The sequence below is a fragment of the Mesorhizobium sp. M0954 genome (genome assembly GCF_040319155.1).
In the GTDB taxonomy this organism is placed as follows: Bacteria; Pseudomonadota; Alphaproteobacteria; order Rhizobiales; family Rhizobiaceae; genus Mesorhizobium.
Map to the genome: position 1 here is coordinate 1 of NZ_JAMYNR010000016.1, position 19383 is coordinate 19383.

The following is a 19383-nucleotide window of genomic DNA, read 5'->3' on the forward strand; positions in this document are numbered from 1 at the left end:
CCATCACAGCCATCATGCGAAAGCTCATCATCCTCGCAAACGCACTACTCAGGGACAATCGGACCTGGACACCATCTCTCCCTTGACCAACACGGATACTCTAGGCCCGATGCTGCCTAGTTGCTCGACGCGCTGACGATGCCTCTCAGCTTCCGGGTGAACCGAGCTGCTCCGCATCCCAGAACTGGTCAAGCCAGATGTTGAGCTTCAGGAAGCCGGCATTGCTGACCGTATAGACGCGCCTGGTGCCTTCCGGCTTGGCGTTGACCAACCCCGCATCAAGCAGCACCTTCAGGTGCTGCGAAACGGCCGGGCGGGACACCGGCAAGCCGGATGCCAATTCGTTGACGGTCTTCGGTCCGCGCCGGAGCTCTTCCAAGAGATGGCGCCGGTTGGGATCGGCAATCGCCATGAAGGCGTCGGAAAGCATCATGCCTTATTTGTGGGGCAAAGCGCCTCGAATCTCAACTGTCGGCTTCAGCTTTTCTGCGCGGGTCGAGCCGCAACGCTTCCGGCGTCACCGAACGATCGGCCGGCTGGGTCTTGAAGGCATCGCGGCCTTCGATCGGCACCGGCGCGCGACGGCTGATGCGCAGCAGCGTATAGCCAGCCAGGCTGAGATGCGCGAGCGCAGTGGCCAAGAACAACCCCTCAGGGCGCATCCAGCCCATCAGGCCGGCGGCCACCAGCGGACCGATCATCGTGCCGAAGCCATAAAGCAGCAGCAGGCCGCCCGACACTTTGACGAAGTCCTCCGATCGCGCATGGTCATTGGCATGCGCCACCGCGATCGAATAGAGCGTGTAGGCGAAGGCGCCGTAGGCGGCGGTGCAGACGATGACGAAGACGCCGGAGCGCGGTTCGAACAGGAAGATGGCGATGGCAAACAGCGCAGCGCCGCAGGCCGCGCCCGCCAGCACGAAACGACGGTCCGTCGTGTCGGAGAGCCGCCCGGCCGGAAGCTGCATGGCGGCGCCGGCGATGACCACGAGGCTCATCATCAGCGCGATCTCGGCTGTCGAGATGCCGATGCGCGCTCCATAGACGGCACCAAGTGTACCCCAGGCGCCGTTGGCGATGCCGATCAGCACGCAAGCGATCGCCGACACCGGCGAATTGACGTAGAGCCCCTTGACGTCAAGCGACACGTCCTGCAGCGGCTTGGGGTGAGACGCCGTCGAGACCGCCGTCGGGATCAGCGACAGGCAGAACAGAATGCCGGTGATCATGAACAGCGACGCCGATCTCACATCGCCGCCGGCAACGATCATCTGACCGCCCATGATCGAGGCATAGGTGACCATCATGTAGAGGCCGAAGACGGTGCCGCGGTTTTCGTTGGTGGCCTTCTCGTTGAGCCAGCTTTCGATGACCATGAAGGCGCCGGCCATGGTGAAGCCGGTGAAGGCGCGCAGCAGGATCCAGGTATATTCGTCGATGATCAGGCCGGTGAGCAGTGCGACGATCGCTCCCGATGCGGCAAAGGCGCCGAAAGCCCTGACATGACCGGCGCGGCGCACGATGCGTGGCGCAAAGAAGCAGCCGGTGACGAAGCCGCCGGCCCAAGCCGTGCCCATCAGGCCGAGCGATGCCGTCGAGAAGCCCTCCACCTGGCCACGCAGCGGCAACAGCAGACCGTGCAGTCCGGATGCCGCCAACAGGAACGCGGTGCCGCGCAGCAGCGAGAGGATCGGTCTGTAGCTTGCGAACATTTTTCAATCCGGCTGGGGTTTAGGGCACAAGTCTGGAGACAGCGGCATTCGGCTTTTCGGCGGCGTGCCCGAGCTTTTGGAATTACCCGCAGTAACTACCCGCGGCGAAACAGCGCCTCTGCCGCCGACTTGGTCGAGCCCTTGGTCTTGAGCTCGGCTTCCAGCCGGGCGATCTCGTCGCGCAGGATACCGATCCGTTCGGACAATTCATCGACGGAAAGCAGCGACAGATCCTGCCCGATCTCGTGCGGGCGCGCCTTCTTCTTGGGTTCGTCGTCGAAGATCGCCATCGTCGCTCCTCCGTGATTGCCCATTTGCCTGATTTGCCAATGAGCATACATAGGGCAAGGGTATGGATGCAAATGGCGGGCAAGAGCTGGCACGAGAAACCGGCGGAGCACGACGGGAAAATTCATGGCGAACGCACAGAAAATTCCGGCGAAGATGATGGCGATCGCCATATCGGAACCGGGCGGGCCGCGGGTGCTGAAACCGGAAACCCGCGACGTACCGGTTCCCGGTCCCGGCGAGATCCTGATCCGGGTGCGGGCCGCCGGCGTCAACCGGCCGGACGTGCAACAGCGCAAGGGCGCCTATCCGCCACCGCCGGGAGCGTCGGATCTGCCGGGCCTGGAAGCAGCAGGCGAAGTCGCTGCCCTTGGTGACGAGATATCGCGCTGGCGCGTCGGCGACCGGGTCTGTGCGCTGACGGCGGGCGGCGGCTATGCCGAATATGTCAGAGTGCACGCCGGCAGCGTGCTGCCGCTGCCCGCCGGCTTTACCTACACCGAAGCGGCGGCGCTGCCGGAAAACTACTTCACTGTTTGGCACAATGTCTTCGAGCGCGGCGGCCTGAAGAGCGGCGAGACACTGCTCGTGCATGGCGGCTCGTCGGGTATCGGCACCACGGCGATCCAGCTTGCTGCCGCTTTCGGCGCCTATGTCGTCACCACCGCCGGCAGCAAGGAGAAATGCGACGCCTGCCTCAAGCTCGGCGCCGACCGGGCGATCAACTACCGCGAGGAGGACTTCGTCGCCGCAGTCAAGGAGGCAACCGGCGGCAAGGGTGCCAATGTCATCCTCGACATGGTCGGCGGCGACTATGTGGCGCGAAACTATGAGGCTGCAGCCATGGAAGGCCGCATCGTCCAGATCGCGACGCAGGGCGGGGCAGTGGCGAGCGCCGATTTCTTCAAGATCATGGCCAAGCGGCTCGTGCACACAGGATCGCTGCTCAGGCCACGCACCGTGGAGTTCAAGGCGGCAGTTGCGGCTGCGCTCGAGGCGCAGGTTTGGCCGCTGCTCGGCACGCGCAAGGTTGCGCCGGTGATGGATACGATCTTCCCGCTCAAGGAAGCGTGGCGGGCGCATGAGCGGATGGAGGAGGGTGAGCACATCGGCAAGATTGTGCTCGATGTCGCCTGACGGCCCGCAAGCAGGCTGAACGAAAGCTTAATGGTGCAATGCAACAAACGCATTGCGGCCATGCAAAAGCGTCTGTTCAATTTTTCATCGCCGATGCCTATTTACGCGGCATCAAAACGATGGAGGACTATCATGAACCCGATCCGCGCTTTCCGTAACTGGCGCATGTACAACGAAACCGTGCGCGAACTGAACCGGCTGAATGCTCGTCAGCTCAACGACCTCGGCATCAACCGCGGCGACATCGAGAGAATCGCCCGCAAAGGGCTTTGATCTCGAGCACGATCCCGCTCGAAGACCGGGCGCCGCTTTTCGGCAACGCCGAGCCGCGGTTCGGGATCAAGCTTTAGAAGCCAGAGCCGCAGCAGACGGATTTCCGTCGCCGGTTCCGAGCCCGCCCGACCTTGGTCTGGCGGGCTTTGTCTTTTTGAAGGTTTCGACTGCATGGCGTCATCTGCCGACCCTTCGCGGTCTGCTGGTCGCGCTGCCGTGCCGTCCTTGACGCGCGCCTGCCAAAAACATTGCGAAACGGCGAGCGAGCGGTTATATAGACCGCGATTTTCCCATTTTGGTGGCTCTAAACCACCGCCCGCGCGGGAACGCGGGCGAACGAGAAGGATTTTTGTAATGGCCAATACGCTGCTGATGCCAAAGGCGACCGCCGTCTGGCTGGTTGACAACACAGCGCTTTCCTTCGAGCAGATTGCGCAGTTCTGCGGATTGCATCCGCTTGAGGTCAAGGCGATCGCCGACGGCGAGTCGGCGCAAGGCATCAAGGGCATGGACCCGATCATGACCGGCCAGCTCACTCGCGACGAGATCGCGCGCGCCGAGAAGGACGCCAACCACCGGCTGAAGCTCTCCGATCCCAAGGTGCGGGTGCCGGAATCCAAACGCAAGGGTCCGCGCTACACGCCGCTGTCGAAGCGCCAGGACCGGCCCAACGCCATCCTCTGGCTGGTGCGCAACCATCCCGAGCTCAAGGATGCGCAGATTGCCCGCCTTGTCGGCACAACGAAGTCGACGATCGACCAGATTCGCGACAGAAAGCACTGGAACTCCGCCAATCTCCAGCCGATGGATCCGGTGACGCTCGGCCTGACGTCGCAGATCGACCTCGATATGGAAATCAACCGCGCCTCGCGCGGCCGCGAGCAGGCGCAGCCGGTCGGCGATACGCTGCTGCCGGCCGCCTTGACCGAACGGCTGGTGCCGGCGCCCGAAAAGCCGAAGGACGAGGACCGCGAACTTGACGCCAACGCCGTCTTCGCCAAGCTTTCGGCGCTGAAGTCGAAGGACAAGGACGCCGACGAAGAGGAATAGGTCTGGCATCCAAAACTAAAAGCCCACTTTCAAGCGGGCTTTTTTTGTGATCTTCCGTGTCAGCTTCGCGCCGCCCGGTCCGGCGCCATGCCGTAATCCTCGCTGCGCTCCACCGCGCGATAGAAATCAGCGAGCTGCTTGCCGCGCTCCGGCTTGAAGGTGCGGCCGGCGATGACCACCGAGGCGATGCGGTCGATGCGGAAAGCGCGGAAATCGCCGCGCATCTCACACCAGGCGACCAAGGTCCACACCTTGCCCCAGAACCACAGGCCGAGCGGGCGGATGTCGCGCGCGGTGCTGCGGCCGGCCTCATCCGAATAGTCGATGGTCAGCACCTGACGTTTCTCGATGGACCGCTCGATCAGGTCGATGGCTTCGCGGGCGGCATCGCTTACCACCCACATCGGCGTGTGGATCTCGGTACGGGCGATGCGGTCCTTTTCGGCGTCGGGCAACACGGCGCCTATCTTGACCAGCGCCTCGTCGGCGGCTCGCGCCATGGCCGCGCCGCCAAAGGCGCGCACCATGCGGGCGCCGGCGACCAGCGCGACGATCTCGTCACGCGTGAACATCAGCGGCGGAAGATCGAAACCCTCCCTCATCATGTAGCCGACACCGGCCTCGCCGTCGATCGGCACGCCGGTCGACTGCAGGTCTGCGATGTCGCGATAGATCGTCCGCTCGGAAACCTCGAGCCACGTGCCCAGCTTCTGGGCGGTGACCAGACGACCACCACGCAGATGCTGCACGATCTGGAAGAGCCTGTCGGCGCGGCGCATCGTATGGTCCCTCGGCGTCTATCGTTCCAGCCCTTCGCGCTTGCGCTGCGCGGCGACGAAGGCCGCGCCGAAGGACAGTTTCCTCGTTGTCGGCGTGTTTGCGTCGACCACCCGCCAGAACGGCGCAAAGTCGCCCAGCGCCATGCCACGCTCAAGATCCTCGTTGGCGGCCTCGGCGACGGTGCGCAGATGATAGCCGATGGTGACCGGACATGTCATCTCGGCACCGTGCTCGATGGCGAGAGCGGTGCGCAAAGCGCGGATATTCATGTCCATGCCTTCGGGGATAGAGCGGATGAATGCATGGACCTGGCGAGCTGTAGGAACCAGCATCGGCTGGCCTTCGACGACGTCGCCGATGGTGCGTGGCGACGGTGTTATGCCGTTGATGCCAGGCGTGTTCAGCCTGTCGTTCCAGCTTTTCATCGATCGTCCTCTCGGCCATCCGGCTCCGGCGGCCATTGCACTATGGCACGAGCCTCCTGACACCATACTGTCAGGAGGCTTCAGCATGCCCATTTCAGCTCGTCGCCAGGTTGCATCCAAACGCCACGCGGAAAGCTTGCCTCAATTGCCGCCATTGCGGCGGTCGCCATACATGTCCGGCCAACCAATATCCTTGCGGATGTCCGCCGGCAGGGTGTTCATGAATCGCTGGGTGCGGATCTCATTGCGGATCGTCCGGATCTTGCCGACATAGTGCTGCACGCTACGCAGAATGGTAATACCGTTCATGGCTGGTCTCCTCTCTTTCGATGCAGGCACTATCGCACACCCCTGCTGACAGCAGTCTGTCAGGAGGGTGCGTCTCTCCTGACCGGCGTTCCGATTTGTCGACCGAAGTGATCAGGCAGTGCTGAAAAGAGGCCTGCTGCACTGGAAAGACGGCGATTCCGGAGCCGCTTTGACAGCCAGCCGCGATGCTGATCAAAGGCTGCATGTCGAAACTTCTCGCGCTCGTCATCATCGCCATGATGGTCATCCAGCTCATCAAGCCGCTTGGCTGGCCCGGGCTGAAGCGGCGCAGCGATTTCTGGAAGCTGGCGCTGCTGGCGATGGCGGCGATTTCGATTACGGCGGTGCTCGGGCACTGGACGTAGTGCGGGCGGCCCGCTACGCGACGCCCGGTTCGTTGGCGAGCACCAGGCTGACCAGATGTTCCGCCCAGGCTCGGTAGCCGGCTTCCGAAGCGTGAAATCCATCCGATGCGAAGCCGGCATCGGCATCCGTGATCGGCAGCCGGGGCGCCGGTATGGCGCCGCGTTCGAGGCAAAGGCGCTCGCCCATCCGGTTCATTTTGACGGCGCGGATTTCGAGGATCTTGCCGAGCAGCGGCGGCATTGCCGGAGCCCGGGTGAACTCCAGCACCGGCGACCACACGACGCGCGCTTCCGGCCATTTGGCGCGCAGCGCGTAGAGCAGGCCGCCAAACTCGCGCTTGAAGCGCGGTACCGAATGAAAATTCTTGGTGTCGTTGGTACCGATGGCCAGCACGATATGCGTCCACGGATCGGCCGATAGATTGGGCAGCACATGATCGCGGATCTGGCCAGAGGTTGCCGAGTTGAAGCCGGCCGCCCGCCAGCGCACGGTGCGGCCGGTGCGTTGCGCAATCAGAACTGCCAGTTGCGCGGCCAATCCGTTTTCGGAATTGCCGATGCCGACCGAGGCGGCGGAGGAATCGCCAAGCACCAGAACCGAGATTGCTGGCGCCAGGCCAGATATCTCGTGCATGACCGGACCTTGTGCCGGCAGCATGCGGGCGGTGCGGCGACGCACGCCAAGTCCTTGCCAGACATAAACCGGAAAGGCGAGCCAGGTGAGAAGGGTCGGAAAGCGCCGCATGGCAAGTCCCTTTTAGGGCATAGCGAACAGCACTTAGCGCATGTCGGGCCGAAGGCGAAAGACCTTGGGTGACCGCCCGTCGTCAATGGCAGCAGCTGTCCTGCATCTCGGGCGTATCCGCATATTCGTCGTGCAGCCGCACCCAGTCCACCAGGCTATGGTGGGGACCGGTTTCGTTGCGACCCTTCGGCGTCAGGTCGAGATAGTGATAGGCGCCGATCAGCGGATCGCCGCCTCTGGAGCGCGAGATAAAAGTCAGGAAGATGTCGCCTTTCTCGTCGCGATAGAACACGCTGGTGCCGGGAAGATCCTTCGATTGCCGCGCGCGCCGCTCGAAATTGTAGGTCGTGTCGCCGGCCGCGATCTGCTTGTCGGTGAATGACACCTGCATGTCGAAGTTGAAGTCCGAAGCGTACGACGACACCCAGTCGAATTTCCAGCCCATGCGCTGCTTGTAGGGCAGAAGCTCGGCCAGCGGCGCCCGCGCCACCACCACGAGCGAGACGTCGTGGTGCCTGAGATGCTGGTTGGCACCGTCAATGTGGTCGGCAAGGAACGAGCAGCCCTCGCAACGATAATCGGCGCCCGGCCCGAACATGAAATGGTAGACGATCAGCTGGCTGTTGCCGCCGAACAGGTCGGGCAGTTTCTTTGGCCCTTGCTCGGTCTCGAAGACATAGTCCTTGCGGATCTTCAGCCACGGCAATTCGCGGCGTTCGGCGGCGACGCGGTCGCGAAAGCGCGTCAATTCCTTTTCGCGCGCCAGATGCGCCTTGTGCGCCTGAAACCAGTCTTCCTGCGATACGGTCTTGTTGTTTGGCATAGGTCTGCTCCTCTTTTCACGGAGGACGATCGGCAGCGAGGAATGCCGACACAGAGCTGCATTTTTAGTTGCAGGAAATTACAGACCTTGCTGCTTTCAAACAAACCTGGGCACATGGCCCGGGTCGGAGGGAACGCAACCTGAATTCCGTCAGGCGGCTTGCTCCAGCGTCAGCTGCCATTGTCCAAGCGCTGCCAGATGGTTCATGTGGGCGCGATGGGCGAAGGCGGCCTGTGCGGCGGCGACGTTCGCTGCCTTGCCGCCCCAGGCCTTCTGCGGAGCGGCCTGCAAGGCGCGGCCGTAGGAGAAGGTCAGCTTCCACGGATGCGGGCCGATGGCGTTGATGGCATTGAGGTTGGCGGTCGCCTGCTCGTCCGTTTGTCCGCCTGACAGGAAGGCGATGCCTCCAATCGCGGCCGGCACCGTCTCGCGGAACAGTTTTATGGTCTTTTCGGCGACTTCCTCGGGGCTGCTGACCTTGCCCGATTTCTTGCCGGCCAGCACCATGTTCGGTTTCAGGATAGTGCCTTCGAGCACGACGCGGGCCGCATAGAGCTCGGTGTACAACTTTGTCAGTGTCGCCTTGCTGATCTCGTAGCAGGTGTCGATGTCGTGGGCGCCGTCCATCAGCACCTCCGGCTCGACGATCGGCACGATGCCGGCCTCCTGGCAAAGAGCGGCGTAACGGGCGAGCGCATGGGCGTTCGAGCCGATCGAGGTGGCGGAAGGCACGCCCTTGGCAACATCGATGTCGATCACCGCGCGCCATTTGGCGAAGCGGGCGCCGAGCTTGTAATAGTCGGCAAGGCGTTCGCGCAGGCCGTCCAGGCCCTCGGTGATGGTGTCGCCGGGAAAGCCGGCCAGCGGCTTGGCGCCGGCGTCGACCTTGATGCCGGGGATAGCGCCTGATGCCTTGATGATGTCGACCAGCGGTGTGCCGTCGGCGGCCTTCTGGTGAATGGTCTCGTCGTAGAGGATGACGCCGGAAATGTACTTGGTCATTGCATCGCTGGCGCGGAACATCATCTCGCGATAGTCGCGGCGACTGTCGGCGGTCGACTCGACACCGATGACGTCGAAGCGCTTCTTGATGGTGCCGGAGCTCTCGTCGGCAGCCAGCAGGCCTTTGCCATTGGCCACCATCGCGGCAGCAATGTCCTCGAGACGTTCGCTCATCGTGCTTCTCCTGAAAGAATTGATCCGTGCCCAGCAGACCACCAGAGCAACGCAGGTTCAAGTCGAACAATTTCACCGGGTAGGCGCGAATCGATTGAAAGTCGCGGGCGCCCTCTTTCGCGCTGTTATTGCTGCCGCGCTCAGCGCTTCAAGATGTCGACGCCGGGCAAGGGCTTGCCTTCCATCCACTCCAGGAAAGCGCCGCCAGCCGTCGAGACATAGGTGAAGTCGTCGGCAACGCCGGCATGGTTGAGCGCCGCCACCGTATCGCCGCCGCCGGCGACCGAGATCAGTCTGCCGGCCCTGGTGCGCGCTGCCGCGTGCCTGGCCGTCGCCACCGTTGCGTGGTCGAATGGCTCGATCTCGAAGGCGCCGAGCGGCCCGTTCCAGACCAGCGTCGCGGCGCGGTCGATCCATTCGGCAATGGTTTTCACGGTCTTTGCGCCGACGTCGAGGATCATGCCGTCGGCCGGCACGTCTGCTATGGCGACGGTCTCGCTGGCGGCGCCGGCCTTGAACTCCCTGGCGACAACGCCGTCGGCGGGCAGGATGATGGCGCAGCCGGCCTCGGCCGCCTCGATCATGATCTGCTTGGCGGTGGTCGCGAGATCACGCTCGCACAAGGATTTCCCGACATCGGTGCCGCGTGCCGCGAGAAACGTGTTGGCCATGCCGCCGCCGATGACCAGCGCGTCGACCTTCTTCACCAGGTTCATCAACAGGTCGATCTTGGTCGAGACCTTGGCGCCGCCGACGATGGCGACAACCGGACGGACGGGATTTCCAAGACCCTTTTCCAACGCGTCGAGCTCGGCCTGCATGGTGCGGCCGGCGAAGGAAGGCTGCACATGCGCCAACCCTTCCGTCGACGAGTGGGCGCGGTGCGCAGCGGAGAAGGCGTCGTTGACGAAAATGTCGCCGTTGGCGGCGAGCTTTTCGGTGAAGGCCGGATCGTTCTGCTCCTCGCCCTTATGGAAGCGGGTGTTCTCGAGCAGCAGCACGTCGCCATTATTCATGGCAGCAATGGCATTTCCCGCCTTGTCGCCGATGCAGTCGGCGGCAAAGCCAACCGGGCGGCCGAGCACTTCCGCCGTCGCCTTGGCGATCGGCTCGAGCGAGAATTCCGCCGCCGGTCCATCCTTCGGCCGGCCGAAATGGGCAAGCAGGATGACCTTGGCGCCCTTGCCGGAGAGCTCGGCAATGGTCGGCGCAATGCGCTCGATGCGGGTGGCGTCGGTGACCTTGCCCTCGGCGACGGGAACGTTGAGGTCGACACGCACCAGCACACGCTTGCCGCTGATATTGCCGATGTCGTCCAGTGTCTTGAAGCCGGCCATGCTGATCCCTTTCGCGAAAAATCGCGGGGACCTTACCCCGCATCGACGACGATGCAAGACCTGCCTAACGGTTCACCGAAAATATGATTCACGTATCGAGGACGAAGTGCCCACGGGGAGCGAGATGGGCAGCAATGGCGCAAAACGCACCGACATATGGCTTTATCGGTTGCGCACCACGATGCAGGCGCCGCCGACGCTTTGCAGCTTGTCGCAGATTGTGTCGGCCTTGGCTCTGCTATCGGCGCCGATCCGCACGGCATAGATGCCGCGCCTGCCGATCGGTGTGCGGACCCGGCTGACCACCGGATCGTGGCCGGCAAGCAGTGCCGGGAACCGGCTTTTCACTCTCAGCCACTGGTTGAGCGCCGCGGCGCGGCGAAAATTGCCGGCCACCTGCACGCCCCACGGCTTGATGTTGATCGACGACATCGGCACGGTTCTGGACATGATCACCGGCAGCTCGCGGCAAGCGGCAGCGAAACTCGCCTTCTTGTCGAGCGGCCGGATGACGCCGGCGTAGGCGGTATTGGTGAAGTTGTCGGCCGGCTCGCCCATGACGTCCAGAACGTAGCTTTCGGTCTCCATCGGCAAGAAGCCGCCGGAATTCAGCCAGCGCGTCACCCGGCTCTCGCCGGCATTGTAGGCTGCGGCGGCGAGGCCGAGATTGCCGAAACCGGATTTCATTTCGGCGAGGTATTTTGCCGAGGCCGGGATCGCCTGTTCGATGTCGAAGGAATTGGCGAGCCCGCGCATCTTGGCGGTACCCGGCATGAATTGGGCGATACCCTCAGCGCCGACGGGGCTGACCGCATTGGGATCGAAACGGCTTTCCTTCCAGATCAGCCGGGCAAAGAAATCCCGGGGCAGCCCGTTCTGGTCGGCATGCGTCTCGATCAGGTTGCAAACCTGGTCGATCAGCTTCTTTTTGGCGGGCCGTGGTGGATCGGCCTGAACGGCTGTCGCCCAGATCAGCCCGCAAATGACAACCAGCGCCGCGCCCAGCAAACGCCGCATCGAACTACTCCGCCGCGGCTTTGTCGTGCTGCCCGAACCGCCGTTCGATATAGTCGGCGACCATCTTCTCGAAATCCGCGGCAATCGATGGGCCGCGCAGGGTCGCCGCCTTCTTGCCGTCGACGAACACCGGGGCGGTCGGTGTCTCACCGGTGCCGGGCAGCGAAATGCCGATATCGGCATGTTTGGATTCGCCCGGACCGTTGACGATGCAACCCATCACCGCGACCTTGAGGTTCTCGACGCCGGGATATTGTTCGCGCCACACCGGCATGTTCTTGCGCAGGTCGGCCTGGATGTTCTGGGCAAGCTCCTGGAACACGGTCGAGGTTGTGCGGCCGCAGCCCGGGCAGGCGGCGACGATCGGCACGAACTGCCGGAAGCCCATGGTCTGCAACAGTTCCTGCGACACCTGCACCTCGCGCGTGCGGTCGCCGTTCGGCTCCGGCGTCAGCGAGATGCGGATGGTGTCGCCAATGCCTTGCTGGAGCAGGATGCCCATGGCAGCGGACGAGGCGACGATGCCTTTCGAGCCCATGCCGGCCTCTGTCAGGCCGAGGTGCAGCGCATGGTCGGATCGGGTGGCAAGCTCGGTGTAGACGGCGATCAGATCCTGCACGCCGCTGACCTTGGCCGACAGGATGATTTTCTCGCGCGCAAGGCCGATCTCTTCGGCCATTCCGGCCGACAGGATCGCCGATTGCACGATTGCCTCGCGCGTCACTTCCTGCGCCGTCAGCGGAAAGCCCTGGGCCTGGTTGTCGTCCATCAGCCGGGTCAGCAGCTCCTGGTCAAGCGAACCCCAATTGACGCCGATGCGCACCGGTTTGTCGTATTTGATCGCCATCTCGACGATCGCCGCGAACTGCCGGTCTTTCTTGTCCTTGAAGCCGACATTGCCGGGATTGATACGGTATTTGGCCAGTGCCTCGGCACAGGCCGGGTGGTCGGCCAGGAGCTTGTGGCCGATATAGTGGAAATCGCCGACCAGCGGCACGTCGATGCCGAGCCGTTCCAGCCGCTCGCGGATGGCCGGTACGGCCGCAGCGCTTTCGTCGCGATCGACGGTTATGCGCACGATCTCGGAGCCGGCACGATGCAGCGCCGCCACTTGCGCGACCGTCTGGTCGACATCGGCCGTATCGGTGTTGGTCATTGACTGGACGACGACCGGCGCGCCGCCGCCGACCATCACGCCGCCGACATCGACACCGACCGACCTGCGGCGTGGGAAGGGTGAGGAAAAATATCCGGTCATGCCGGCTGCCTTTAATCTTGAAGGTCCGGGCATGAGGTGGAGGAGCAAAGATGGCTTGTCAATGGCGACTGGCGCGCAGGCCCAGCAAATCGGAAACAACAAGATGGCAGCTTACCGCAAATCCATGGGCGTTTCCGGCAGCATAGAGACATGCCACCGGAAAGATCGCGCGCCGGGTGGCGCTTCTAGTCCTGGAAGGGTTTCAGTGGGTCGTCGGTTTCGCCTTCAGTTTTTCAATCTCGTCCTTGAGCGCCAGCTTGCGCCGCTTGAGATTCACGATTTCGAGGTCGTCTACCGATGGATGGGTCATCGCATCGTCGATTTCCCGTTCGATGTCGCCGTGTTTCCGCTGCAGCTCATCAAGATGGGATGCAAGAGACATGATTGGTTCTCCCTTTCATGGTTTCCTCGGATTGCAGCCGTCATGGCACGTCCACCGCAGGCTCGCTTCTATGACGGCATAATGACAGTGTGCCACCATCGCGCACCGATGTCGAATGCTGCGTGGTAGCATTCCACGCCAATATGAAATGTGATATGGGCTGCGCGCCGGTGCAAGAAGACCCGGTCCCGCCCAATCAGGCCCATAGTTTGGGCGCCGCAGACGTGCAGACGGTAAAAATGTCCGATCAGGAACAGGCAGATATCCGCCTCGAATATTCCCGGCTGAAGCAGGAACACGCCGATTTCGACGCGGCCATCAATGCGATGATCGCCATGAATTGCGACCCGCTGCAGATCCAGCGCATGAAGAAAAAGAAGCTTTTCCTGAAGGACAGGCTGATGGCGCTGGAAGACAAGATCATTCCAGACATTATTGCTTGAACGAACGCCATTGTTTGAACGAACGCCGGCGGGGCCTGCTGGAAAAGCGGTTATGCCGCGATCGAAAGCCGTGCGGCGCGCTCGCGCAACAACGCTATCAGGTTGTCGGTCTTTTCGGTCGAGGTATCGATCGGAACCACCAGGCACATCGTCGCCTCGACCCTGCCCGGCGCTGAAAAGACCGGCGCGGCCAGGCATTTGGTGTAGGCATCGACTAGGCCGGAGGTGATGCAGTAGCCGGCCGACTTGGCGACGGCGATGTCGGCTATGAAATCGTCGAGACGCAACCTGCGGCCGTCCGGCAGCACGAGATCGTCCTCGGAGACCATATCCTCAATCGCTGCCCTGTCGAAGCCGGCGAGGAGCAGCCGCCCGGAAGCTGTCCAGGGAAGCGGTATTTGCAGACCGGTCGCCGAGCTGATCCGGAATGGCCTCGTCCCCGGGCTTGAATGGACGATGGTGTAGCGGCCGCTTTGCAGCATGCACAACTCCGAGGTCTCGCCGGTCTCGCGTGACAGATGGTCGACTTCCTGGCGCCCTCGCCTGAGCAGGTCGTTGCCCCGCACATAGTCCATTCCGTAGAGATAGAGCTTCTTTCCGAAATAGACCCGATTGCCGTCTCCGGCCATTTCCAGCAGGCCTGCGTCGACCAGCGAGCGCACAAGCGTATAAGTCGTCGAACGCGGCGCGTTTACCCCCTTGGCAAGATCGCCGACGCCGATCGCGCGCTGGGTCGTGTGGAGAAACTCCAAAATCTGGAGAACCCGGTTGAGACCCTTCTCCCGAGAGCCCGAGTGCTTGTCTTCGTCCAGACTGACGTCCGGTCGAGCGGCCAAGGCATTGCCATCTTGCATTATCGATCCCTGATGTTAATCTGTCTTGTACAGAGTACAGGCGTCTCTTGTAAGGGACAATGATGTCAGTTGCAACCGATGCCTGTACTGCTGGTCCAAAGGGGAACTCAACACGAAAGGAGGTCGCCGTGAACGACACATCCAAAAGGCGTGAATTTCTGAAACTGGGAATGGCCGGGCTTGCAACGGCCGGAGTGATGACCGCCGCTACCGCGGTCGACGTTCAGAAAGCGGCGGCCCAGGCAGCGCCGGACAGCCTGCTGCGCACCGTCCTCGAGCGCGGCAAGGTAATCGTCGGCACCGGCAGCACCAACGCGCCCTGGCATTTCGAGAACGACGCCGGCGAACTGGTGGGCATGGACATCACCATGGGTCGCATTCTCGCCAAGGGGCTTTTCGACGATCCGACCAAAGTGGAATTCGTCATGCAGGATCCGGCTCAGCGCATTCCGAACGTGACCACCAACAAGGTCGACATCACCATCCAGTTCATGACCATGACCGCCCAGCGCTCGCAGCTGATCCACTTCTCCCGACCCTACTACGTCGAAGGCATCGCCTTGCTGACCCTTCCGAACGCCGAAAACAAGACCTTCGACAAGCTGCTTGCCGGCGGTTCGGCGACGCGGATTTCCATCCTGCAAAATGTCGATGCCGAGGCTAACGTACATATCGTCCTGCCGGAGTCGCAGGTGATGCAGATAGACACGCAGGCCAACGTGCTGCAGGCCTTGGAAGCGAAGCGCGTCGACGCCGCCGCGGTCGATCTGTCAACGGTGCGCTGGCTCGCCTCGCGCAATCCGGATAAGTACTTCGATGCCGGCAAGAGCTGGTTCTCGATGCTTTATGGTGCCGCGCTGCGGCAGGGCGACCTCGACTGGCTGACCTTCGTCAACCAGACCTTCACCATCGCCATGTTCGGCCATGAAACGGCACTCTACGACGCTGCGTTCAAGGATTATTTCGGACAGGAGCCGCCGGCGCGCCATCCCGGTTTTCCGGTCATTTGATGCAAGCAGGCGGAAGGACAACGTCCTTCCGCCTTCTCTCATCACAGCCCTCCATGACGAGGACGCATGGGTTATACTCTCAACTTCAACCTTATCTGGCGGCATTTCGACAAGCTCTGGGGCGGACTGCTGCTAAGCCTCGAACTGGCCGTCATCTCGATTGCGATCGGCATCGTCATCGGGCTCGTTCTGGCGGTCTGGTACGTGTCGGCCGGACGTGCGGTGCGGACCATCATCGCGGGGTATGTCGAGTTCATCCGCAACGTGCCGCTGATCCTGCTCGTCTATCTGGTCTTCTACGGCTTGCCGACGGTGGTCGACATTGCCTACAGCGCGCAAACCTCATTCATTGCCACGCTGTCGCTCTACAGCGGCGCCTACCTGGTCGAGGTGTTTCGCTCGGGGCTCGAGGCGGTGCCGCGCGGTCAGCTCGACGCCGGCAAGGCAATCGGCCTGACACCATGGCAAAGGCTGCTCGATGTGCGCCTGCCGACGATGCTGCGCATAACCCTGCCGGCGCTTTCCAACACATTCATATCGCTCTTCAAGGATACGTCCGTGGCGTCGGTCATCTCGGTACCCGAACTCACCTATGGCGCCCAGTGGATCAACTTCAACACGTTCCGCATTGTCGAAGTCTATCTGGTGGTGACGGCAATGTACCTGTTGACCGGCTACACGCTGCTTTTCGCGCTGCGGCTCGTCGAGCGCCGGTTCAAGGCGGCGCGCTGACATGCTGAGCCAGATCATCTACGCCTTGCCGTTCCTCGCCGAAGGCTTTGCCGTAACCTTGTGGGTGTCGCTGCTGGTCGTGGTGTTATCGCTCATCGCCGGCGTGCTGATGGGTGTCGGCCTTGTCTATGGTCCTTCTCCGCTGCGCTGGGCAGTGCGCATCTTCAGCGACACCATCCGCGGCATTCCGATCCTGGTGCTGATCTTCTTCGTCTATTACGGCCTGCCCGCGGTGGGGCTGCATCTGGAATCCTTTTGGGCGGCCGTGTTCGCCCTCACCCTCTTCAAGACCGCACAGGTGGTCGAATATCTCAGGGGCGCCGTTGGCTCGATTCCCAAGGGTCAGTCCGAGGCGGCGCTGGCGATCGGACTGACCTTTCGCCAGCGGCTGGCCTACGTCATTTTTCCGCAGGCGTTCAGGCGTTTCCTGCCACCCTGGATCAATGGCGTCACCGACGCGGTAAAGGGTAGCGCGCTGGTCTCGCTGCTCGGCATCACCGACCTCATGCAGGCTATCAACCAGGTCATCGGCCGCACCTATGAGGCGATGCCGCTCTACATTCTCGGTGCGCTCGTCTACTTCGCCGTCAACTACGCCCTCTCCTTGGCCAGCCGGCGCCTGGAGCGGCGTTTCTCCTTCATCCGGGAATAGCACGATGTCCAATGCCTCGCACCAGAATCCGGCACTTCTCGATGTCACCGAGGTTTCCAAAGCCTTTGGATCCGTCGAGGTCCTGCGCTCCGTCAGCCTGCAAGTGACACGCGGCGAGGTCGTGACTGTCATCGGCCCCTCCGGCAGCGGCAAGACCACGCTGCTGCGCTGCGTCAACTTCCTGGAGAGCTACGACAGCGGCTCGATCCGTATCGACGGCAAAGAAGTCGGCTATCGCGAGACGGGAACGCGCCAGCGACGCAGCGAGCGCGACCTGGCGGCGATGCGAGCCGAGACCGGAATGGTGTTCCAGAGCTTCAATCTGTTTCCGCATTTGACTGCGGCCGGCAACATCATGCTTGGCCTGCGCAAGGTGCGCGGCAAGAGCAATGCCGAGGCCCGCACCATTGCCGAGCACTGGCTCGGCCGCGTAGGCCTCGCCCACAAAGCCGACAGTCTCCCGGCCGAGCTTTCCGGCGGCCAGCAGCAGCGCGTCGGCATCGCCCGCGCCGTGGCGATGGAGCCGAAGATATTGCTTCTCGACGAGATAACCTCGGCGCTCGACCCCGAACTGGTTGGCGAGGTGCTCGAGGTCGTGCGCAGCCTCGCCGAAGACGGCATGACGATGCTGATGGTCACGCACGAAATGGCTTTTGCACGCGACGCATCGAGCCGCATCGTTTTCATGGCGGATGGCGGCGTCAGTGCGGTCGGACCACCCGCCGAGATTCTGGCGGCGGGGTTCGACAATGAACGTCTTCGCAGTTTCCTGGCGCGGTTTCGCGCCTCGCATTTTTGACATCGGACGGCGAAAGCTGTCGCAAGGAGCTTGTATGACGCCTTACATCCGGCTCGCGGAATTGGGCCTGACACTGCCCGAGCCGCCGAAGCCCATCGCCAACTTCGTCACCTATGCCGAGAGCGGACGGCTGATCTTCCTCTCCGGCCAGGGGCCGTTGCGCGCCGATGGCGCGCTCTGCACCGGCAAGGTCGGAGAGGATGTCAGCGTTGAAGAGGCCTACGGGCATGCGCGTCTGACCGGCCTGAACCTGCTCGCCGTCATGCACGCGGCGGCCGGCGACCTCGGCCGCATCGTGCGCGTCGTCAAGCTGCTTGGCTTTGTCAATGCGACGCCGACATTCAGCGAGCACCCCAAGGTGGTGAACGGCTGTTCCGATCTTTTCGCGGCCGTCTTTGATACGCTTGGCGGACATGCCCGTTCCGCGATCGGTGTCGGCTCGCTGCCGGGCAACATCACAGTTGAAATCGAGGCGGTCGTCGAGATCGCCGCCTGAAATCTTAAACAGGATCTACAGAGATGACGACCTATGCCGCTGACCGTTCCAACACGACAATCCGCGAACGGCTTGGCCTTCGCCCAATCATCAATGTCTCCGGCACGATGACGGCACTCGGTGCTTCGATCATCGTGCCAGAAGCGATTGCCGCAATGTCGGAAATGGCCTCGCAATGGGTCGAGATGGACGATCTGCAGCGCGCCGCAAGTAGGGTGATTGCACGCCTTACCGGCGGCGAGGCCGGCTTCATCACCGCATGCTGCGCCAGCGGCATAACAATGGCGATTGCCGGCGCGATGACCGGGACCAGCCTTCTTGCGATCGAGCGGCTGCCGGACGACACCGAGGGCCTCAAATCGGAGGTCATCGTTCAGCTTGGTCACATCGTCAATTATGGCGCGCCGATCGACCAGTCGATCCGGCTTGCCGGAGCCAAGGCAGTGCCTGCCGGCACGGTCAGCGTCACCCAGGATTATCATGTTGCCGAGGCGATCCGGGACCGGACGGCGGCAGCCCTCTACGTCGTTGCGCACCACACCGTGCAATACGGCATGCTCTCGCTTGAGGAGTTCTGCGAGATTTGCCACGCCAAGGGCGTGCCGGTGATCGTCGACGCCGCCTCGGAATACGATTTGCGTGGCTTTCTGGCGCGCGGCGCCGACATTGTTGTCTACAGCGGGCACAAATTTCTCTCAGGGCCGACAAGCGGCATCGTTGCCGGCCGCAAGGATCTGGTACGGGCCGCCTATCTCCAGAACCGCGGCGTTGCGCGCGCCATGAAGGTCGGCAAGGAGAGCATTGCCGGCACTATGGCGGCCCTAGAAGCCTGGGAGCGGCGCGACCATGCCGGCATTCGCCAGCGGGAAGAAGCCGCACTGCATCTGTGGCAAACCGCATTGCAGGGCCTGCCTGGCATCGAGGCGCGTATCATTCCAGATCCGACCGGAAATCCTCTCGACCGCCTGCAGGTGTTTGTTGCGCCGGAAAGCCGCTTCACCGCCGCCGGCCTCGCCTCGGCGCTTGCGGCGGGTTCGCCGCCCGTGATCGTGCGCAACCACGAGGTCGAGCGCGGTCACTGCTTCCTTGATCCGTGCAATCTCCATCCCGGCGAGGCGGAGATCGTTGCCGAACGCCTGCGGGCGGTGTTGAGTGCTGCCGATCGGCCCGCGGATGCGATGAAACCCGCTCGCAAGCAGTCCGCCGGAGCGCTGCGCTGGCCGGACTAGACATCGCCAGGGCGTGGTCGAGCCAGTGCCTTCCAGCGCCGGCTTCGCATCGGGCCAGTGCGCCATCACGGCAGTGTGAATGAACTTTTAG

The 19383-nt window shown here is 62.7% G+C and carries 25 protein-coding genes; 11 read left to right on the top strand and 14 right to left on the bottom strand.

Annotated features, from left to right (window positions below; all coding sequences use genetic code 11):
* Positions 1–145: 145 nt before the first annotated feature.
* The 3 genes from NKH93_RS21445 to NKH93_RS21455 form a co-directional block, all read right to left on the bottom strand.
* Entirely contained in the window at positions 146–433 is a 288-nt protein-coding gene (locus NKH93_RS21445) for an ArsR/SmtB family transcription factor (RefSeq protein ID WP_023678497.1), read from the bottom strand.
* 31 nt (positions 434–464) lie between these two features.
* A complete protein-coding gene (locus tag NKH93_RS21450) occupies positions 465–1712 on the bottom strand; it encodes an MFS transporter (protein ID WP_352683429.1) in 1248 nt (415 codons plus the stop codon).
* Positions 1713–1807: 95 nt separating this feature from the next.
* Positions 1808–2002, bottom strand: coding sequence for a DUF1192 domain-containing protein (locus NKH93_RS21455; protein WP_023678495.1), 195 nt, complete (start codon positions 2000–2002; stop codon positions 1808–1810).
* Positions 2003–2126: 124 nt separating this feature from the next.
* On the opposite strand from NKH93_RS21455, the gene NKH93_RS21460 reads away from it, so the two are divergent.
* The 3 genes from NKH93_RS21460 to NKH93_RS21470 all read left to right on the top strand — a co-directional run bounded on the left by NKH93_RS21460 (position 2127) and on the right by NKH93_RS21470 (position 4460).
* Complete coding sequence (locus tag NKH93_RS21460; RefSeq protein WP_352454845.1) at positions 2127–3137, top strand: NAD(P)H-quinone oxidoreductase; 1011 nt, start codon at positions 2127–2129, stop codon at positions 3135–3137.
* A 132-nt stretch (positions 3138–3269) separates the two neighbouring features.
* Entirely contained in the window at positions 3270–3410 is a 141-nt protein-coding gene (locus tag NKH93_RS21465) for a DUF1127 domain-containing protein (protein ID WP_023678493.1), read from the top strand.
* A gap of 354 nt (positions 3411–3764) precedes the next feature.
* Complete coding sequence (locus tag NKH93_RS21470; RefSeq protein ID WP_023678492.1) at positions 3765–4460, top strand: DUF1013 domain-containing protein; 696 nt, start codon at positions 3765–3767, stop codon at positions 4458–4460.
* Positions 4461–4519: 59 nt separating this feature from the next.
* Here the strand turns inward: NKH93_RS21470 and NKH93_RS21475 are convergent, their stop codons facing one another.
* The 3 genes from NKH93_RS21475 to NKH93_RS21485 all read right to left on the bottom strand — a co-directional run bounded on the left by NKH93_RS21475 (position 4520) and on the right by NKH93_RS21485 (position 5974).
* Positions 4520–5239 carry a helix-turn-helix transcriptional regulator gene (locus NKH93_RS21475; protein WP_023678491.1) on the bottom strand — a complete coding sequence of 240 codons (720 nt, stop codon included), beginning with the start codon at positions 5237–5239 and terminating at the stop codon, positions 4520–4522.
* An 18-nt stretch (positions 5240–5257) separates the two neighbouring features.
* Complete coding sequence (locus NKH93_RS21480) at positions 5258–5665, bottom strand: hypothetical protein (RefSeq protein ID WP_352471152.1); 408 nt, start codon at positions 5663–5665, stop codon at positions 5258–5260.
* A 141-nt stretch (positions 5666–5806) separates the two neighbouring features.
* The gene (locus NKH93_RS21485) at positions 5807–5974 is read right to left on the bottom strand and encodes a hypothetical protein (protein WP_023678489.1); all 168 of its coding nucleotides are present in this window, start codon (positions 5972–5974) and stop codon (positions 5807–5809) included.
* 203 nt (positions 5975–6177) lie between these two features.
* On the opposite strand from NKH93_RS21485, the gene NKH93_RS21490 reads away from it, so the two are divergent.
* Positions 6178–6339: a hypothetical protein gene (locus tag NKH93_RS21490; RefSeq protein ID WP_008873884.1), complete on the top strand. Its 162-nt coding sequence runs from the start codon at positions 6178–6180 to the stop codon at positions 6337–6339.
* A gap of 13 nt (positions 6340–6352) precedes the next feature.
* Here NKH93_RS21490 and NKH93_RS21495 read toward each other — a convergent pair whose 3' ends face one another.
* The 7 genes from NKH93_RS21495 to NKH93_RS21525 form a co-directional block, all read right to left on the bottom strand.
* Positions 6353–7084 (bottom strand): SGNH/GDSL hydrolase family protein, encoded by a 732-nt coding sequence (locus NKH93_RS21495; protein WP_352971970.1) that lies wholly within the window; start codon positions 7082–7084, stop codon positions 6353–6355.
* 82 nt (positions 7085–7166) lie between these two features.
* The gene (locus tag NKH93_RS21500) at positions 7167–7907 is read right to left on the bottom strand and encodes a DUF899 domain-containing protein (protein WP_352574799.1); all 741 of its coding nucleotides are present in this window, start codon (positions 7905–7907) and stop codon (positions 7167–7169) included.
* Between the two features lie 150 nt (positions 7908–8057).
* Positions 8058–9083, bottom strand: a complete 1026-nt coding sequence (locus NKH93_RS21505; protein ID WP_352971973.1) for a class I fructose-bisphosphate aldolase — start codon at positions 9081–9083, stop codon at positions 8058–8060.
* Between the two features lie 140 nt (positions 9084–9223).
* The gene (locus NKH93_RS21510) at positions 9224–10420 is read right to left on the bottom strand and encodes a phosphoglycerate kinase (protein WP_352540261.1); all 1197 of its coding nucleotides are present in this window, start codon (positions 10418–10420) and stop codon (positions 9224–9226) included.
* A gap of 162 nt (positions 10421–10582) precedes the next feature.
* Positions 10583–11437, bottom strand: coding sequence for a transglycosylase SLT domain-containing protein (locus tag NKH93_RS21515; protein WP_352452482.1), 855 nt, complete (start codon positions 11435–11437; stop codon positions 10583–10585).
* A 4-nt stretch (positions 11438–11441) separates the two neighbouring features.
* Entirely contained in the window at positions 11442–12695 is a 1254-nt protein-coding gene (gene ispG, locus NKH93_RS21520; protein ID WP_352452483.1) for a flavodoxin-dependent (E)-4-hydroxy-3-methylbut-2-enyl-diphosphate synthase, read from the bottom strand.
* 202 nt (positions 12696–12897) lie between these two features.
* A complete protein-coding gene (locus NKH93_RS21525; protein WP_023678481.1) occupies positions 12898–13077 on the bottom strand; it encodes a YdcH family protein in 180 nt (59 codons plus the stop codon).
* 239 nt (positions 13078–13316) lie between these two features.
* On the opposite strand from NKH93_RS21525, the gene NKH93_RS21530 reads away from it, so the two are divergent.
* Positions 13317–13520: a YdcH family protein gene (locus NKH93_RS21530; RefSeq protein WP_023678480.1), complete on the top strand. Its 204-nt coding sequence runs from the start codon at positions 13317–13319 to the stop codon at positions 13518–13520.
* A gap of 50 nt (positions 13521–13570) precedes the next feature.
* Here the strand turns inward: NKH93_RS21530 and NKH93_RS21535 are convergent, their stop codons facing one another.
* The gene (locus NKH93_RS21535; protein ID WP_352971976.1) at positions 13571–14374 is read right to left on the bottom strand and encodes an IclR family transcriptional regulator; all 804 of its coding nucleotides are present in this window, start codon (positions 14372–14374) and stop codon (positions 13571–13573) included.
* A gap of 128 nt (positions 14375–14502) precedes the next feature.
* Between NKH93_RS21535 and NKH93_RS21540 the strand changes: the two genes are divergently transcribed.
* From NKH93_RS21540 to NKH93_RS21565, 6 genes are all read left to right on the top strand, one after another.
* Positions 14503–15384: a transporter substrate-binding protein gene (locus tag NKH93_RS21540; protein ID WP_352613468.1), complete on the top strand. Its 882-nt coding sequence runs from the start codon at positions 14503–14505 to the stop codon at positions 15382–15384.
* Positions 15385–15450: 66 nt separating this feature from the next.
* Positions 15451–16116, top strand: coding sequence for an amino acid ABC transporter permease (locus NKH93_RS21545; RefSeq protein WP_023678477.1), 666 nt, complete (start codon positions 15451–15453; stop codon positions 16114–16116).
* Position 16117: 1 nt separating this feature from the next.
* Positions 16118–16768 carry an amino acid ABC transporter permease gene (locus NKH93_RS21550; protein ID WP_352831376.1) on the top strand — a complete coding sequence of 217 codons (651 nt, stop codon included), beginning with the start codon at positions 16118–16120 and terminating at the stop codon, positions 16766–16768.
* A 4-nt stretch (positions 16769–16772) separates the two neighbouring features.
* The gene (locus NKH93_RS21555; RefSeq protein ID WP_292655694.1) at positions 16773–17567 is read left to right on the top strand and encodes an amino acid ABC transporter ATP-binding protein; all 795 of its coding nucleotides are present in this window, start codon (positions 16773–16775) and stop codon (positions 17565–17567) included.
* A gap of 34 nt (positions 17568–17601) precedes the next feature.
* On the top strand, positions 17602–18063 hold the full coding sequence (locus NKH93_RS21560) for a RidA family protein (protein ID WP_023678474.1): 462 nt from the start codon (positions 17602–17604) through the stop codon (positions 18061–18063).
* 23 nt (positions 18064–18086) lie between these two features.
* A complete protein-coding gene (locus NKH93_RS21565) occupies positions 18087–19292 on the top strand; it encodes an aminotransferase class V-fold PLP-dependent enzyme (protein ID WP_352971981.1) in 1206 nt (401 codons plus the stop codon).
* The last annotated feature ends 91 nt before the right edge of the window (positions 19293–19383 follow it).